Consider the following 18421-nt stretch of genomic DNA (forward strand, 5'->3'; position numbering starts at 1 on the left):
ATCTACAATCCAAAATCTAAAATCTAAAATCCAAAATCTAAAATCTAAAATCGCCAGACTGTGATGTCTACTCCTTCCCAAAAAGTTTCTAGCTCGAACAAGCAGATCTATCAACGCTTGAAACAGGCGATCGACCTCAACTTACGCCGTCAAATTTTTATCGCCGCCTGTGACGACTTGTGTTTGCGCGACTGTCTGGCAGCCCGCTTGCAGGCAGAATTAGCTACCGACAGTGCTGACTCGATTTCTCGTCCTTCCTCGATCGACTATCCCCGATTTGTCAGTTTGGAACTCGACGTGAGCGATCCAAATCCTTGGGACTCGATCGCCGCGTGGCTGACCCAACACCCACCGCCCCGAAACGGTGGCAGCGGAGGCCGTTTGCCGGGATTTCAAATTCTCGGAGCCGAACACCTGACCAGGCACTCACCAGCCGTGCAGTGGTCGTTCCTGAGCCATTTGAGAGACATCGAAGCAAACCTGCAAATGTGCGAGTCTACTCTGTTGCTGTGGGTTTCGCGCCCTTGGCTAAGTTCGATCGAGCAATCTGCCCCGGAATTTTGGCAATGGCGCACCGGAGTATTTGAGTTTGAAGGCGAACCAACTCCAGCGAAGGGAGACTTCGGGCACTCGGAAGACTTCGGACACTCGGAAAACTTCGGAAACTTGCGGGACAACAGAGACTATGGCGACAAACTTTTAAAATATTCAAAGTCTGAAGAATCCCCAATTCCCGATTCCCCATCCCCAATTCCCGATTCCCCATCCCCAATTCCCGATTCTCCCTCGGTCACAACAGATTCTAAATCCGTAGAACTGGCAGATTTGGTGCTAGCATCGGCCTCCGAGGAGTTGGAAGCAGCAGATAATCTCGCATCGGAAGACAATTTACTGCCGCTGCAAACCCTGCAATACATCGAATTGCTGCAAGAACATCAGTGCTGTTCCGAAGCATTGGCTTTGGCTTATTACAGTTTGGGAAATTACTACCGCGATCGCATTTTGGGCGGAGATGCTTCCCCGCAAAACCTGACAATTGCTATTCGCGCGATCGAGCAAGTGATTGCATACCTGGAACTCGACGACAACTCGCAGCAACATCAACCACTAACCGACGAATGCGCGCGGCTAATTGCCCAATTGACACAAAATTTAACTCAGTACGAGTCCAACAGCCTACCGCCAATTTCCGATCTAATCAACGATCTCGGCACTTTCTACTGGATGCTGTCGCGCGATCGCACGAATGGCCTCAACTCCGCAGATCCAGTATCCTGTCTCGAACGCAGCATCGCCCTTTACCTTGAAGGTTTGAACCGCACAGATGCCGACAGTGAACCTCAAACCCGCGTGAGATTAAACAAAAATTTGGGAATCGCTGCGGCAGATTTAGCCCGCTATCAAGACAAGACAGAGAACTTGCAGCAAGCAGTTGCAGCTTACCAACAAGCGCTACTAGATCTAGACCCCGCAGCCGAACCCCAGCAGTACGCGGCGGCTCAGAATAATTTGGCGACAGCATACTGGAATTTAGCTCAAGATGGTCAGCCGATCGTCTATCTCAAAAGCGCGATCGCCGCTTACACTCAAGCCCTCTGCTGTTACAGTCCCGATCGAGAACCGCTCAACTATGCCGGAGTCCAAAACAACCTCGGTACTGCTTGCTGGAACCTCGCCCAGCACGAACCCTCAGAACTCCTGCTAGTCAGGGCGATTGATGCTTACCGCGAAGCCTTGAAATATCGCACCCGAGAATTAGTACCAGCAGCAGCAGCAGCTACCTACAACAATCTCGGTACCGCTTATTGGCATTTGGCGAACCAGTTCCAGCAGCAACAGGCGCGGACGGAATCTTTACAGCAGGCGATTACCGCCTACGAAGCTGCCCTGGATATCGCCGGCAAGCTCGATCGAACCCAACTCACTTTTGACACTCTTGCCGCCCGCAACAATCTCGGACTAGCCCATTATCAACTAGCCACAGATCCAGATTTCGCCACCAACAAAGTCGCCCAAACCAGCCATCTAGAAGCAGCACTGCACCACCAGTTGCAAGTGTGCACTGCCTGGGGACAACATCTCAACGACAAAGGGTTAATATATGGAGATAAACTTAACCTGCAAGCCCCGGCAAACTCCCAAGCTGCCGATTCCCGGCAAACAGCATTGAGTTATATTGTGAAAACGATTAGAGCTTTCTATAGTGAATGTGGGCTACCAGGTCAAAATTTAGCCTTATCCAAAATTCCCGGAGATTTATTGCCTGAAATCTTGCGTAGGTTATAAATATGGCTATAAATATGGCTATAACTGTTAAAAGCTCAATTTTTTCGAGATTTGTACCCAGTTTTCTATTATTATGGCTGAATATTCTTGCCTAATTCTTCAAGCAAAGTTGTGGTCATGGCCCCTGTAAAAATCCTTGTGGTTGATGACGACCCGGCAATCCGAAATTTAATTCACCGTTTTTTGAGCCAGCAAGGTTATCAACTAGAGTCTGCCGAAGACGGTCAGACCGGTCTGGAATTATTTGAGCAACTCAATCCTGACTTAGTAGTTCTAGATGTAAATTTACCCGATACTACTGGCTACAAACTGTGTCAAGAAATGCAAAGACGCACGGGCGTGTTTGTGTTGATGCTGACCTGCCGAACCGATGAAGCTGACAAAATGAAAGGGTTTGCCGAAGGTGCTGACGACTACATTACTAAACCTTTTAGTCTTGTAGAAATTGGAGCTCGCGTTGCAGCAATTTTGAAGCGTAAACGCATTGTTACTCCCACTCAACAACAAAGTCTTACCTTTGGACAGCTACTAATAGATCCCGTCCGCCGCGAGGTGATTCTCAACAATCAGATAGTGGCTTTGACTGCTTTAGAATTCGACTTGCTGTACTGTTTGGCTAGCAAACCCGGTCGCGTGTGGAGGCGATCGGAATTGCTGCATGAAGTCTGGGACTACGAGTATGTGGGAGCCGATCGCGTGGTGGATGTCCATATAGGTCAAATTCGCCGCAAAATTGAACCAGATACCAACCAAATTTCGATGATTCAAACCGTCCGGGGAGTGGGTTACAAGTTTGAGCCAAAAGCCTAGTAGGATTCGGCATTCGGCAGCCGGATCTTTAAGCACCAGGCTGTAGGGGGTGGGTTCACCAAGATCTTTGATTCACAATCCAGGATATTTGTAAACCTATCCTCCCCACGCCCTAGCAGAAAGCAGCACCCCCGCCAGCAGGCATCCCCCCATCTTCCCATCTTCTTCACGACGAAGGACTTACATTATTGCTGTGCAAGTCTTGAGGCGATTGAAACAGAGTTTCGAGATAAACTCTCGCAGCTTGGCGGTAGCTGCGCGAAGCTTCCGGCGTACCGCTATCAGCATTCTGCAACAAAAACAGCGACAGGGACGCGGAAAATACTCGGTCTAGATCCCATTCGGGATGAGTTTCCAGGTAAGTTTTGAGAGAATCGTGCAGCGTTTCGGGAATTTCGGCAAAAATACTGACTGTTGGGTTCATCATTTTTTTAGTCTCGCTAATAAATTGAAAATAGAACCCCCTTTTCGGCCGGATACAGGTGCAGGCACAGCCGAAATCAGAGCGCTTTTTTTTAGGTCGGTCGCATCATTGTGCGTATCAGGAGGTGGGTTTGTCAATGTTGCAAAATATTACAAAGTCCTTTATGTAAAAAAAATATTTACGCAATAATCAGCCTTTTGGCGCATTTTTTGTTACATAAATTTATATCTTTGAGGTTTGTCTGAGGGATTTGGTAAGAGGTTAACTAAATCCCCAATTCCGCAGCAAGATCCGACCGTGCCGTTAATTTCTGTGGAAAACTTTTTGAAATCTGTGGAAAACCTCAGACTTGCCTGTGGAAACGCTGTGGAATGTTTAGGGAAAAGTCAGGGAAAAAATAAGAATTGCAAAGGGCATGGGGCATGGGGCATGGGGCATGGGGCATCGGTAGCAAATAACTAATGACTAATGACTAATGACTACTGACTAATGACTACTGACTAATGACTACTGACTTCTTAAGTGCCAGTCTGCGGCTTTTTGGCGGATGGTTGCCAATTCTTCCGGCGACATTTTGTCGAGATTGGCTAAGATAAAGCTCATCCGCCCGATCGACTGAAGCTTCTCGCGGTGGCGCGCCAGGAAGTCCCAATAGAAAAAATTGAACGGACAGGCATTTTCGCCCGATCGCACTTGGCGATCGAACTTACACCCCCGACAATAATCGCTCATCTTATTGATATAATTTGCAGACGCAGCATAGGGTTTCGACGCCAACACACCCCCATCAGCAAACAAACCCATGCCCAGCACATTCGTCTGCATCACCCAGTCGTAAGCATCAACAAACGCGCTGTGGAACCAGTTTTCTAGCTCCTGGGGCGAGATTCCCGCAATTAGACCAAAATTGCTCAAAATCATCAACCGCTGGATGTGGTGCGCGTAACCGCTGCCTTCGACTTGAGTTAAAACTTGGTGCAAACAGTTCATATCAGTTTTGCTAGCGTCCCAAAAAAACTCCGGCAGCGGCTGAGTGTGGTTGAACCAATTCTTCTGAAAATAATCAGCATCCACGTAAAAATAAACACCCAGAATGTATTCTCGCCACCCGATAATTTGGCGGATAAAACCCTCCACGCTGTTTAAATTTAATTTTTTTTCGAGGTAAGCTGCTTCGGCTGCTTGAATAACCTCTAAAGGATGCAGCAAGCCAATATTGAGATACGGAGAAATTAGGGAATGCCACATAGTTTCCTCCCCCGTTACCATCGCGTCTTGATAAGGGCCAAAAGTGGGGAGACGCTGTTCGATGAAATCATTTAATACTTGCAAAGCTTGCTCTCGCGTCACCGCCCAACGAAAAGGTTCAAGATTGCCGTAAGTTGGGAAAGATAGAGATTTAACTTGCTCTATCACCTCTTGAGTTATAGCATCCGGTTCAAACCAAAGAGCTTTCGGTGTATTCAGTTTACCTTTTGGCGGCTGGCGATTTTCTTTATCAAAATTCCACTGGCCTCCGACTGGTTTATTGCCATCCATTAAAACTTGGAAGCGCTGGCGGCTGGCTCGATAAAAGTCTTCCATTAACAAACGTTTGCGGCTGGATGCCCAATCTCTGAACTCTGTTTCTTTCCACAGGAATTGATTGTTGGGAATTAAGCTTATTTTGCAGGGAAGTTGCAAGTTTTGGATGAGCCGTAAAAAAGGGCGATCGTTCGGTGCCATCACCCGCAATTCCGTAATGGCGTGAGCTTGAATCCAAGCTTTCAGAGGTGTTTCAAAGTCGGCAGATGTTGTGTAAGTGACTTGGCAGCCTGCGCCGCGCAATTCTTCGGCAAAGTGGCGCATTGCCGACCAAATTAAGACTAATTTTTGTTGGTGGTAGGGGCGCTGTTGAACCTGTTGCCAAGATTCAATTAAAATTACGGGTAGGGCAGATTCATCATCTGTGCGGTTGAGAGCAGCTTGGTTGTGCCAAAGTTGATCGCCTAATATCCAAACGCCAACAGTCATTTTATGTTTTACCCTGAAACTTATTTTTTACTTTTGCTGAGGGCTGATTGTCAAGTCAGAAAACAAATTTTGCTGACAACTCACAATAAAAAATCATAAACTTTCAGATTTTTATGTGAATTTACTAGAGGATAACATTGATTTTATCAGATAGGGACACCGACCAACAAATTAAATTTTAATGTCGGTGTATCCTTCATATACTAATAATTTTATCAGCGTTTATACAGAAAAAAGTTTAATATGACCGTTATCCCAAAATACGGCAAAATGGTTTTCGATTTTTCCAAAAACAGCTAATGCCAGGTTTTTTAAATAACCGTGATATGGTGTGGAAATAATTAGCCTGCCTCCCGGTTTGAGACGGTTTTTTGCATTTTTCGCCAGTTCTTTCGGATAAAGTAAGTGTTCGATCACTTCAAGGGCTAAGACAATATCAAATCTGTTCAGCATATCGGTATCGAGGAGTTCGTAAATATCTGCTTGGATAAACTGACAATCGGGGAAACTTTGACGGGAGATGGCAATTCCGGGTGCAGAAGTGTCAACGCCGACAACTTCGCAGCCGTGCTCTGCGATGAGGTGACTGAGGCTGCCATTGCCACAGCCGAGATCGAAAACTCCGAGTTTTGTCTGGCTGGCCTCAGTCAAGTGTCGCCACCATTTCTAGGGGAGATACCAAATAAGCGTGATCATATCTGGGACGCTTGTTTGTGTAATAATACGTATAATTGCTGGAGTTTTTTTTCATCGATTCAGCTAGGTCAACTATTGCCGAGACCGCAAAATTAGGGAGCGTGGGTGCACTGTTTGGGCCAATGTTCGCCACTTGCGGGGTGCAGCATCTCGAATCGCCCATCCGATGGGGCAGAGCTCGCAGGTATTCGGAAACAAAAGTGCGATCGAGCCAGCATTCTCTCCGTACACGAGGGGGAGACAGAAATTTTTGCCTCTTACTTTCGACTGCTAGTGCATCCAGAAGATTCTACCTTTAACCAACAGCGGTCTGTCAACCCCAGCCTGTTTTGCAGCCTGAAAGATTTTGCCCCAGGGCTCACGGGTGCAACTTGAGCCTCCCATTGAGGATGGAAGTGTGACCGAAATCACAGGCCTTGACCAAACAAATTGCTGAGCATCCTTAAGTTAAGACACTTAGAATCGAGATTACTACAGTGGCTTCTATAATTGTGTTTAAATGTTGTTCTGAAGCTGTGTTGTCTGGTCAGCAGAGCACCCTAGACCGATTCGCGCTTTCCGTCTGGTTGATTGCACTATGGTCGCTGTTGGTGTTGCACCTTAATTTTGATATGTCCTATGGTTAAGTTAGGTCAATCCTCCTTTCGCCGTATTTTACTGTCGCGGATTTTGTTGCTCAGCGTGCCTGTTCTACTGGTGGGGGAGTATGTTACCTATCGCAAGGCACGATCGACGCTTCTGGAAACTGCTCGTCAAAATTTGACAGAAAGTGCTGTCAGAAAAGCAGAAACTATTGAACAGTGGTCGAAATCGCTGAAGTCCAATCTGATTGGCGCTTCGGAAAACTCAATGTTGCAGTCTGTAGAGCCGAAGGATTATCAAAAGTTTATCGCGCAATTAGGGCAGCGGTTGCCAGCCCAGGTTGATTGCTTGCAATTGACTAATATACAGACAAATCAAGTGATAGCGAGCACTTGCGGGCAGCAGCCGATTCAGTCGCTACCTGCCAAGTTGTGGCCGCCAGTGCAGCAGCAGCAAACTCTGCTGGATGAGAAGAGCGTTTACATCAGTCTGTCGTGGCCTCTCCAGCGACAGGGAAAAGCCAACAGCAAGAAGGTGGCTGTGAGTGCTGAGGATTTTCCAGATGCGAGTAAAGAAGGCCGCGACAGCCAAGTGAGTTTGGTGTTAAGCGCTCCAGTTTACACTCGTCGGGGCAACAGCCGGCAGTTGAGTTATGCTTTGAGTTTGCAGTCGGCACTGCCGGTGCAAACCAGTGCTCCCAAGGGTTCTCTAGCTGGCTATACGGTGGCGATCGACCAAGATGGGACGATTTTGGCGCACCCGAATATCAAGCGCGTGGGCCGCAATATCGCCCAAGAGGCAGATGCCGATCGACTAAAAAGTATTCTCAGAAGGGCGATGGCTGGCGGACAGGCTTTTCTCCACCTATTTTCCTTTGAAAGAAATGGCGTAGAGTTGCTAGCAGGATACGCTGCTATCCCTAGTCCTTCAACTAGAAAGGAGAACAGCAAGTGGATTATTTTAGCTGTCTCTCGTTTAGATTATGCTCTATCAGGTTTGGAAGAAATTCAGCAAGTTTTATTTAATTTAATTGTGGGTTTGGTTGCTGCTAGTATCATCGCGACTTTATATCTGTCTCGCGACTTAGCGCGTCCTTTGGAAAAACTGAGGGACTACGCACAGAAAGTGGATACAGCAGAAGCGCCCCTAGCAGTGCCGGAAAATTTCCAAATTCGAGAATTCAATCAACTATCAGAAGCACTCAACAGCATGGTGCAGCGCCTCAGATCCTGGGCAGAAGAATTGGAAATCGCCACCAAGGAAGCGCAAGTTGCCAATCAGTTAAAAAATGAATTTTTGGGAAATATTTCTCACGAATTGAGAACGCCACTCAACGGAATTATTGGTTTTATTCAAATTGTGCGTGACGGCTACTGCGATGACCGAGATGAAGAGATGGAGTTCTTGCAACGCGCCCACGACTCGTCAATGCAATTGCTGAATATTATTAATGATATTTTGGACATTGCTAAAATTGAATCCGGCACTTTTTCCCTGATGTTAGAAGTAGTTGATATTACTCAGGTACTTGAAGACGCGATTGATTTGCAAGCCGCTAAAATTGAGGAAAAACGTTTGAAATTAAACTTGCCAGCTCCTCACGCTCCGATTATTGTTCAGGCAGATCCGGAGAAGCTAAAACAGGTATTTTTAAACGTGTTGAGCAATGCCGTTAAGTTTACAGAGTCGGGCAGCATTAGTATATCTGTGCGCGTCGAAGCGAGGACTAATTCTGGTAGTTTTAACGGGAGTGGGTCGGAAAATGCGATCGGCAACAACACTCAAAGCGATTGGGTGGTGGTGACAATTAAAGATACCGGAATTGGTATAGATCCTGAGCAACAGCAGAAATTGTTTCAACCTTTTGTGATGGCTGATGGTTCTACAACTCGCAAGTTTGGGGGTAACGGTTTGGGCTTGGCTATCTCCCGCAGGATCATGGAATCTATGATCGGAAGCATTACTCTGCACAGCGCGGGGGTGGATCAAGGTACTGCGGTGATGATTTCTTTGCCTGTCAATCAGCAGTCAAGTTTTTATTTTCACAGCCCGGACTTGGTAAAGGAAAATGGAACTTTTAAAAGTTATGACTGATATAGCCTTTCTCAGAAAGATCAGGTACGCGAACGGCATAGGGCATAGGGCATGGGGCATAGGGCATGGGGCATAGGGCATGGGGCATGGGGCATAGGGCATGGGGCATATGGCATACCTCACCACACTTGAGAACCGCTATATTAGGGCTTTTCTCAAATAGATGGGTAATTGGTAATTGGTAATTGGTAATTGCCACGGGAGCAACTTGTGAACCGCCAGCTTGTTTCTGATTACCGATTGATTTTTTCCCGATTACAACTGCTATATGTCTGGTCAATTATCCTTAATAAAAGGTTCGCAGTGATGATTTTAGTTGGGAGATTTTTATGAGGAATAAATTACTCACTACCAACCAATTTTATGGCGATCGCTCCAACGGACACGATCTGATTTTCTTAATCTAAAATCTCAAATGGTATAGCAACCGCCACATAGGTTAGGACATAAATAATGTGATGAATAGATCCTATAACCTTTTAGCATAAACGGTTTAATTCTCGTACTATGTAACTGTCAACTGTCAACTGCTATATCAGGGGCTCTCCGCCAAGTTCGAGAGATTTGCTCAAAGTGCTGAGAATGCGGATTAATTCGACGGAAGTGGCACCGGAAGAGCTAGGACAAGGGGTATTTGTTTGCACGCAGTTGAGGAAACGATCGCACACTCGCCGCAGTGGCTCTACTTGTTCTAAACTTAATATTTCGCGACGTTTAATGCTAGTAGTTGGCTGTAGCCCGTGCAGCGAAGCTATCCCGTAGGGAATCGCACTTTCGCCAAAATTATCCTCATCACCTCCCCGATTTGAACCACCACGCTGCAAAATCAGCGGAGTTTCCGGCGACATTTCATCAAAAATCAAAGTTCCCAAACTGCCAACAACTGTTAAACGCCTTTGTTTGTCGGGATTTAGCCAACATAGGTGAATGAATGCTTGAAATCCGTCGGGATAAGTCAGCGTTACCCAAACTAAATCTGCTAATCCTGGTTCTTGATTTATTCCTTCTTCACTCTGACTTGTGACTTCTGACTTGGGAAATACAGTCCCCGTAGCGCTGACTTGAATTGGGCTTTGTTCTAGCCAAGTGTTGAAAATAGCGATATCGTGAACGGCCAAGTCCCAAAGGGCATCAACGTCGTGTCGCACCGGTTCAAAATGAGTGCGCTGGGCGTAACCGTAGCGCAAGGTTCCGAGTTGATGCTGCTGAATGATCGTTTTGCCGCGATCGACTGCTGGATGAAACAGATAAGTATGGTCAACGAAGAGTTGCCGCTGCTGTTTTTTGGCTAATTCGCAGAGTTCTATTGCTTCACAGAGGTTGAGGGCGAGGGGTTTTTCTACTAAGACGTGGTAGCCTTGTTGCAGCGCGGCGGTTGCGAGGGTGTAGTGTGTGGAAGCTGGAGTGGCGATCGCCACAGCATCCAGTCCGGGCAATCCTTGCACTTGTGACCAATCGGTAGCTAGAATCACCGAGGGATGCAGATTAAACTGTTTTTGGACAGCCACCAATGAACCTCGATTTTGGTCTACAACCGCTAAAACTTCGCTGTTGGGATGTTCGAGAAAGTTGCGAATTAAGTTAACTCCCCAGCGGCCCGCACCCAATACAGCTATTCCGATTTTCATTGATGATAATTTCAAAAATCGCACGGCAATCATAGCATATTTGCTAATTTTTGGGTATGCTTTTTCATCCTAAAAACTGCAAATTCCAATGACCAATGACTAATAACTACTGTCAACTGCCAACTAATAACTACTGCCAACTAATAACTACTGTCAACTGTCAACTGTCAACTGTCAACTGACTAAAAGCTGCTTGAGCCGCTGCTTGTTCGGCCGCTTTGATCGATCGACCTTTTCCCTCAGCTACCAACTCTCCCTGAATCAGAACTTCCGCCGTAAAACGATCTTCACCGCCCTGCACTATCCCCGTTTCTTTCACGCTATATTTGGGCAAAGTTTTATATTTGCCTTGAGTCAACTCCTGGAGAGCAGCTTTGTAGTTTTGGCGGGCCGGATCGCTGCGAATTTCCGCCGCTAGGCGTTGAAAGTGAGGATCGAGCCAAGGGCGAACCAATTCTAATGTCTGGGCACTCAAATAAAGGGCTGCCAGCAAGGCTTCCAAAGAATCTGCCAGCCGGGGCACGGCGCCTGTTTTGTCGGCTGCGGCGCTGTTGGAAACGATTAAATAGCGATCGAACCCGTAACTGTCAGCGATTTTAGCAAGAATGCGATCGCTCACCAAGATCGATCGAATAGCAGCAAATTCCCCCACCGTACAATCGGGATAAATCTCAAACAACAATTCCGACGCAGCCAGCCGCACCACAGCATCGCCCACAAACTCTAATTGCTCATAATTTGCCTTAGCAGACGCACTTGCATGAGTCAAAGCTAAATCGACTAAATGCCATTTAATCGCAGCATCCTTTGACACTCCCAATTTTTCAATTAATGTTTCAAGTTGCTTTTGGCGACCCGGATAAATCTGATTCATACTAATAAAAAAGCTTTTCCTTAAAAAACTAAATATTCCGTAGGGTGCTTATGGCGCACCTTATCCTTGCCCAAGCGTGGTAAATTTGAACCGGATCAAAAGCAGAAGACCGTTATTTTAAGTTCCGATTTTTCAGGCTTAAACCAAGGAAAATTGCTTGGGGGCTTCAGTTCAGAATCAAAACACTGAAACTTGGTCAACCGGTGCGCATTGCGCACCCTACAAACTCAACTAAATAATTTTCCGGTGCTCACGGCGCTAAATATTCCTGCTTTGTGCGCCTGGCCATCAGCACTTTACCCGAAAAATTGGAGGGGAAAAAGTCGGACATAAGCCGGGTTCTGTTCTCTCAACTGCAAGCAATTTTCGAGGGCAGTTATCTATCTGGGACGCTTGTTACCAAACGCCTCAAGCGGTACCAAAGAACGGAACTGGTAAAAAACCAACCATAGTCCCTCCGACCTTGCTCCCAACTGGGGTTTACCGAGCCAGCACCTCTCGATGCTGCTGGTGCGCTCTTACCGCACCTTTGCACCCTTACCCCCTAACACTTTGCGATTTTCGATCTTCGATTTTTGATGTAATCTTAAATCTCCAATCTCCAATTTCAAATTGGGGGGCGGTATTTTTCTGTGGCACTATCCTCACGATCGCTCGCACTGGGCGTTACCCAGCAAGTTTGGTTTTTCGGGAGCCCGGACTTTCCTCAGACAAGCTTTCGCTAATCCGCAACCGCCTGCGCCTACTTTTTCCCCAGATTTATTGTACAGGAATCGAGGGATTTTAGATTTTAGATTTTAGATTTTCAATTTTAGATTTACTCCACAGATCAATCTGGGAGCTTAAGGATTTTTGGCTGATAATACCAGGATTTATGACAAGGCTGCAACCAAGGGCTAGAAACCCGGTTTATTCCTATATTTCTGGTTACTAAACACAAAATCTCGTAGAAACCGGGTTTCTGAGGTTAGCGGGCATAAGTCCTACATTTGGATTTTTTAACTGGCATCACAAACCTATTAACGCCTTGTCGCAAAAAATGTCGTGTGGGGCGATCGCATTTATAATTCCTAAACTCAGTCATCTTTAATAGTAGAAAAATTTTCAAACCAGCCACGCCGCCAGAAGAAGTAAACTAAGCTAGAAGCGATCGCCACCATCAACGCCCAACAAAGCGGATAGCCAAAATACCAGTTCAGTTCCGGCATATTCAAAGGCGATTTCTCTGCATTGAAATTCATTCCGTATACTCCCGCCACAAAAGTTAACGGAATAAAAATACTCGAAATCACCGTTAGCAATTTCATGATTTCATTCATCTTATTGCCAACCGAAGACAAATAAACATCCATCAAACCAGACGATAACTCTCGATAAGTTTCCACCATATCCATCACCTGTACCGTGTGATCGTAACAGTCGCGCAGGTAAATTCGTACCTCTGGACTAATCAAATCACTGCCATCTCGAATTAGCGTGTTAATTGCATCCCGCTGTGGCCAAATTGCGCGACGTAGCGTCAGCAATTCTCGCCTAATTTTATAGATTTTTTCCAGGGTTCTGCGAGTGGGGTTCACCACCACTTCATCCTCTAATTCTTCAATGCGCTCTCCGTACATTTCTAATATTGGGAAGAATCCATCTATAATTGAATCTAACAGAGTATAAGCCAGATAATCGGCTCCGTGCTTGCGAATAGTTCCTTGTCCTTTACGAATGCGATCGCGCACAGGGCCAAAACAATCATAGTCCGGCTCTTCTTGAACAGTTAACAGGTAATGTTTACCCAAAATCAAACTAACTTGTTCTTTATGAAAATTATCTGAATTAGGCTTAATCATCACCATCCAGGCAATAATTAAAAGGTGTTCTTCATAGTCTACAACTTTCGGGCGTTGGGGAACATTAACTACATCTTCCTGAGCCATTAGGTGCAAATTAAAGACATCGCCCATTTGTCGCCAAGTTTCTTTATTTCCCAATCCCAACATATCAACCCAAGAAACAGATTCTGTATCTAAATACGCAGCAGCTTCTTGAGGATTTAACAATTTTTTAGGGCGAGTAGCTTTGCTCTCGCAATAGTCAATTAATACAATGTCTGGAGGCGGCGCATCTGGTTCTAAATCGAGAGTTCCCGGCAGCGCCCCCGGATGGTCGTAAAAATAGTCAACGTAGGAATCATCATCATCTTTAATTGATTTTGTAACTGCACTAGAAGTATTTATGCCTTTGTATGCCATGTTGATATTCTTGACGTTTAGAACATTTAATTAGATTATCATTTTTCTCGTACAATTGCCAATTACTAATTGCCAATTACTAATTACCAATTACTAATTACTGATTCCAAAAATTAAAATTTAAAATGGTAAGCTGTTCCACATTTAAACTGCATTATTTGTGGTCTATACCCCATACTGTAAGGGGTTCAGGCAAGAAATTTAAATGACTAACAGCTTATTACCTTTGCCGAATTGGAATCTCGATCGCAAATTCAGTTCCCCCACCAGGCGCGGAAATGCACCGCAGCGTGCCCCCGTGTCTTTCCACCACAATCTGATAAGAGATAGACAGTCCCAAACCAGTACCTTTACCGACTGGTTTAGTAGTGAAAAACGGGTCAAATATCCGAGATTTAACAGACTCTGCTATTCCCAGCCCGTTATCCGAAATTGCGATCGCCACCCGATTGTTCTCCAAAACCTCCGTGCGAATCTGAATCGAAGGCAATACGTCGCAAGCCAAAGGTAAACTCGGAGAATTTTGCCCTTCCGTATCCGTTGCAATCGTCAATTCTAACCTTCTATTTCTGACATCGGTTAAAGCATCAATGGCATTACTTAATATATTCATAAACACTTGATTTAACTGTCCGACGTAGCACTGTACTGGCGGCAGTTTTCCATATTTTTTAACTATTTCGATCTGGCGATTTTTACCATTTTCTTTAATTTTATGTTGCAAAATTAATATGGCGCTGTCAATTCCTTCGTGAATATCAACACGCTTAAGAGCTGATTCTTCCAGGCGAGAAAAGTTGCGCAAAGACAGAACAATTTCGCGAATGCGATCGGCTCCAGTTTCAATTGATTTCAGCAGGTGCGGGAAATCCTCTTTCATGAATTCTACTTCTATTTCCTCAGCAAACTCCGCGATCGCAGAAACAGGTTCCGGGTAATATTCTTGATATAAACTGCACAGTTGCAGTAAGTTTTTGGCGTAGTTGCTAGCGTAAATTATATTGCCGTATATAAAACTGACAGGATTATTAATTTCGTGAGCAATTCCCGCCACTAGCTGTCCCAAACTCGACATTTTTTCCGCTTGAATTAGTTGAGCTTGAGTTCTGCCTAATTGTTTCAATGTTTGCTCTAACTCGTGATTTTTATGTTTTAATTCAGATTCGGCTTGTTTGCGCTTGGTAATATTGCGGGCGATGGCGCTCGCTTGATTCGAGTTAAAAGGCAGCAATCTCGCTTCATAAGTTTCTTCTCCTGACTCCAGGGGTAGCGAATACTCTAGATTAACTGGAGTTCTGTTTTCGGCAACTTCAAGAAGAGCCTGATCGAGCTGACTGGCGGCGGTTGGTGGCAATATATCTGTCATTCGTTTGCCAAGAAAATAGTCGGAGTTTAGGTGCAAATCCGCTGAATTTCCTGACAAGTAATCCAAAATAATGCCGTCAGCATCGACGCGGAAATACAAATCTGGCAATGCCAGAAAAACAGCTTCCAACTCAGAAGTTTTTTGGCGCAATGCTTCTTGGGCGTAGTAGCGATCGCTAATATCAAAAATTGCCCCATCCAAACAGGAAACACTCCCATCTGCGTCTAACACGGGAGAACCTTTATCCCACACCCATTTAACCGTGCCGTCTGCTGCTAGCAAGCGGTATTCCAAGTGATAAGACTGTTTCTTTTCTATTCCTTGCCGAATTGTTGCTTCTACTTTTGCCAAATCTTCCGCGTAAATAATGCTAGCAAAAGTCCGTCCTCCCCTGTCCAAACGCGAAACAAAATCCGCAGCAGGGTAGCCAGCTAGTAAGTAAATAGCCTCGCTAATAAAACTTGTCGAAAAATCGCACCGACAGCGATAAACTACTCCGGGAATATTAGCTACCAAAGACCGAAATCTGGCTTCACTCCTGCGTAAAGCTGCTTCCGATTCATGGCGTTCTGTAATATCGTGAGTGAAAGCTAGCACTGCAAATATATTGCCTTCAGCATCGCGCAGGGGAAGTTTTTGGGTGTCTAAAATATGTACTGAACCGTCAGCAACTGTTGCCGCATCGCAGGGATTGTGGATAATTGCTCCGGCAAGTACAGCAGAGTCGTCGTTGCGGAATCCTCGGATATTCTTGGCGGAATTACCAAATATGAGATCTTCTGAAAATCCTAATTCTACATCTGTTTTGCCAAGGATTTCTTCGACTGTTTTGCCGATCGCTTGAGCAAAACTCTTGTTTGCCAAAATAAAGCGAAAATCTGTATTTTTGGCAAAAATCCAGTCGCTAGTTTTGTCAATTACCGTGCGAAGCAGTTGTTCGGAACTTTCAGTTTGTGCCAAAGCTACTTGCAATTCTACTTCCAGGCATTTGCGCTTGGTAATGTTTTCAAAAGCAACGCCGACGGAGTTGTTAGGTAAGGGAAAAGCTTTAATAGAAAAAGCGCGAGTTATTTTGCCGGATTCGTCACAGTCAATATCTTCAACTTCTAGGGCTTTTTGGCTGCGAATTACTGAAGCAAAGGCTTGGGGAATATTTTTCGATCGCCAATCGGGAAAAATCTCGTCAATTGTCATGCCCAAAACGTCGGCCATTTCTAGCCCGGTAAACCGCGTAGCAGCCGGATTCGAGGCGATCATCCTTAACGTACTATCATCGTCTATATCTTCCAAATGGTAGACATACAAACCAATTTGCATATTCTCAACAATTTGGTCGTAGAGGCGCACGCTTTCGTCTACCTGCCTGCGTTCGGTAATATCTTCTGTAATGCCCAAAACGTACTGAGGATAGCCCTGAGCATCGAGAATTGGCACTTTGCGGGTGTGCAGAATTCTCATACCTTTGTGGCGAGTTTGGATCGGCTCTTCGGCGATGTCTTTAACAGTAGATTGGTTGTGAGGAGCGGTCAATATTTCCCTGTCTTGAGCGGTGAAAACATCAGCTTGTTCTTTGGGGTAAATATCGTAGTCATTTTTGCCGATCGCCTCTTGAGATGTCACACCTGCGATCGTTTCTCCCGCCTTATTCCACAGCACAAATTTCAGCGAAGAAGCATCTTTAGCAAAAACTCCCACAGGCAGATTTTCTACTACAGAATTGAGGAAGCTTCTCGCTGATTTTAATTCGGCTTCTGCGCGCTTGCGTTCGATGCCTAAAGCGATGACATCGGCAACCGATGCCAAAGTTTCCTGAAAAGGTGCTGTCAGCGGCTTGAGGCTGATAATTACCATGACTCCCACCAGCCTTTCTTCGACTATTAAGGGGTAGCCGGCGAAGGTAAGAATTTGCTGGGGAATTTGGCAATTTGCCGGATTTTGGCGGTTGTTGATAATTGCTAATTCGGAACTGTATAACCCTGTTGCTTCGGATTCTTCCTCTGGAAGTCCAAAATTCTTCAGTTCAAATCCGCAGTCAAATTGCGGTTTTTGCTGTTGGGCGATCGAGTTAACCTTACTTGCAATAAAGCTCACCCGATCGTCTGTGTGGCTGTAGATTTCCGAGGCTGCTTGCAACTCCCAAATATTAGATTGAGAGTTTAAAGTCCAAATTTCAGCGGAGGCGACATCGAGATTTCGCACCATTGCCTCGCAACAGGGAAGCAGGATATCTTGAGGGTGTTTAGTCAGGGCAATACCGACATCGGCTACCATTGCTGTGAGGCGAGAAGCTTGGGCTTTTTCGGCTTCCAACCGTTTGCGATCTGTGATGTCTTCCACTAAGGAAAGTACGGTAAAAGTGTCGCCGCTGCGAATAATCGAGTTGAACCAGCGACACCAAATTACCTGTCCGCATTTGGTATAGTTGCGGTTAATTGAAGTATTGCCGCTGCCGGAGGTTAGTTCGAGTTCGATCGCACTTACGGCCTCTTTATCTTCCTCGCAAACCAAATCCAAATCGCCGAAATGCTTGCCCAGCATATCATCAGATGTCCAGCCAAAAATTTCTTCAGCACGTTTTGACCACTGAATGATCCGAAAATCTTCATCCCAGCCTACCATTGCCAGGGGACTGTTAGCTGCATTCAACCACAGTAAATGATTCGATCGGCGCAACTGTTGAGCTTTCTGCTGCTGCCAGCGGTAGTGCCTGGTGATATCTCTACCAACGCCCAAAACCCGCATCTGGTTGCTAGAAGCATCCATCGCTGGCGTGTAAGCCGTTTCGTAGATTTTAATCCCGCCGTCTGCTGCTGTCACCTCGTGAATTGCCAGCTTTGTTTCGCCTGTGATAAATACTTGTTGCAGGCAGGAATCAATCTGCGAGATTATATTTTTGAGAGCAGTATTATTGGGATATAATTTTAATAATTCCTGATTAGTTTTGTTGACTATTTCCGCAGACTCCAATCCCATCCAGCCAGCAGCTACAGGATTAACAGATAGGTATTTTTGCTGTCGATCGCACTCTAGGAAAGCATCAACAGAGTTAGAGAAAAAAGACTGTAACGAGTTGATAACTTCCTGCATGGGTATTTTTTGATCGCTTGCAAGTTAAACTTTACTATTTTCCTGAAATTAGTTTAACTCACTCAAATATTTTTGCATACTTTACTTTTGCGATTTCCGGTGCAGTTTTCGGCGCAACTCTCTATATTACAAGAATTTTCAGGAAATAGTATTTTTATGAATATAACTTAAATTAAAGCATCTGCTCTTTTTTTAAACAAGACGCATCGGATACAAAAGAGAGATGGGGAGATGGGGAGAGGGGGAGATGGGGAGAGGGGGAGAGGGGGAGATGGGGAGATGGGGAGATGGGGAGATGGGGAGATGGGGAGATGGGGA

At 45.5% G+C, this 18421-nt stretch carries 10 protein-coding genes and 1 other RNA gene; 3 read left to right on the plus strand and 8 right to left on the minus strand.

Annotation, left to right across the window (positions count from 1 at the left end; genetic code table 11):
- The first annotated feature begins 63 nt into the window (after window positions 1–63).
- Window positions 64–2286 carry a hypothetical protein gene (locus QUB52_RS05810; RefSeq protein ID WP_332972330.1) on the plus strand — a complete coding sequence of 741 codons (2223 nt, stop codon included), beginning with the start codon at window positions 64–66 and terminating at the stop codon, window positions 2284–2286.
- Window positions 2287–2403: 117 nt separating this feature from the next.
- Window positions 2404–3096, plus strand: a complete 693-nt coding sequence (locus tag QUB52_RS05815) for a response regulator transcription factor (protein ID WP_332968131.1) — start codon at window positions 2404–2406, stop codon at window positions 3094–3096.
- 166 nt (window positions 3097–3262) lie between these two features.
- Here the strand turns inward: QUB52_RS05815 and QUB52_RS05820 are convergent, their stop codons facing one another.
- The 3 genes from QUB52_RS05820 to QUB52_RS05830 form a co-directional block, all read right to left on the minus strand.
- Entirely contained in the window at window positions 3263–3520 is a 258-nt protein-coding gene (locus QUB52_RS05820; RefSeq protein ID WP_265238257.1) for a DUF2811 domain-containing protein, read from the minus strand.
- 507 nt (window positions 3521–4027) lie between these two features.
- Window positions 4028–5533, minus strand: a complete 1506-nt coding sequence (locus QUB52_RS05825; RefSeq protein ID WP_332972331.1) for a cryptochrome/photolyase family protein — start codon at window positions 5531–5533, stop codon at window positions 4028–4030.
- Window positions 5534–5755: 222 nt separating this feature from the next.
- The gene (locus QUB52_RS05830; RefSeq protein WP_332968136.1) at window positions 5756–6184 is read right to left on the minus strand and encodes a class I SAM-dependent methyltransferase; all 429 of its coding nucleotides are present in this window, start codon (window positions 6182–6184) and stop codon (window positions 5756–5758) included.
- A 663-nt stretch (window positions 6185–6847) separates the two neighbouring features.
- Between QUB52_RS05830 and QUB52_RS05835 the strand changes: the two genes are divergently transcribed.
- Window positions 6848–8905: a sensor histidine kinase gene (locus tag QUB52_RS05835; RefSeq protein ID WP_265238245.1), complete on the plus strand. Its 2058-nt coding sequence runs from the start codon at window positions 6848–6850 to the stop codon at window positions 8903–8905.
- Between the two features lie 530 nt (window positions 8906–9435).
- On the opposite strand, the gene QUB52_RS05840 is transcribed toward QUB52_RS05835, so the two are convergent.
- The 5 genes from QUB52_RS05840 to QUB52_RS05860 form a co-directional block, all read right to left on the minus strand.
- Window positions 9436–10533 (minus strand): Gfo/Idh/MocA family protein, encoded by a 1098-nt coding sequence (locus QUB52_RS05840; RefSeq protein WP_265238247.1) that lies wholly within the window; start codon window positions 10531–10533, stop codon window positions 9436–9438.
- Window positions 10534–10693: 160 nt separating this feature from the next.
- On the minus strand, window positions 10694–11407 hold the full coding sequence (gene rnc / locus QUB52_RS05845) for a ribonuclease III (RefSeq protein WP_332972333.1): 714 nt from the start codon (window positions 11405–11407) through the stop codon (window positions 10694–10696).
- A 315-nt stretch (window positions 11408–11722) separates the two neighbouring features.
- An RNA gene (gene rnpB, locus QUB52_RS05850) (RNase P RNA component class A) lies at window positions 11723–12156 on the minus strand.
- A 327-nt stretch (window positions 12157–12483) separates the two neighbouring features.
- Entirely contained in the window at window positions 12484–13650 is a 1167-nt protein-coding gene (gene corA / locus QUB52_RS05855; protein WP_332968141.1) for a magnesium/cobalt transporter CorA, read from the minus strand.
- Between the two features lie 220 nt (window positions 13651–13870).
- Complete coding sequence (locus QUB52_RS05860) at window positions 13871–18103, minus strand: PAS domain S-box protein (protein WP_332972334.1); 4233 nt, start codon at window positions 18101–18103, stop codon at window positions 13871–13873.
- Between the last annotated feature and the right edge of the window lie 318 nt (window positions 18104–18421).

It is taken from the genome of Microcoleus sp. A6-C6 (genome assembly GCF_036705955.1).
In the GTDB taxonomy this organism is placed as follows: domain Bacteria; phylum Cyanobacteriota; class Cyanobacteriia; order Cyanobacteriales; family Microcoleaceae; genus Microcoleus.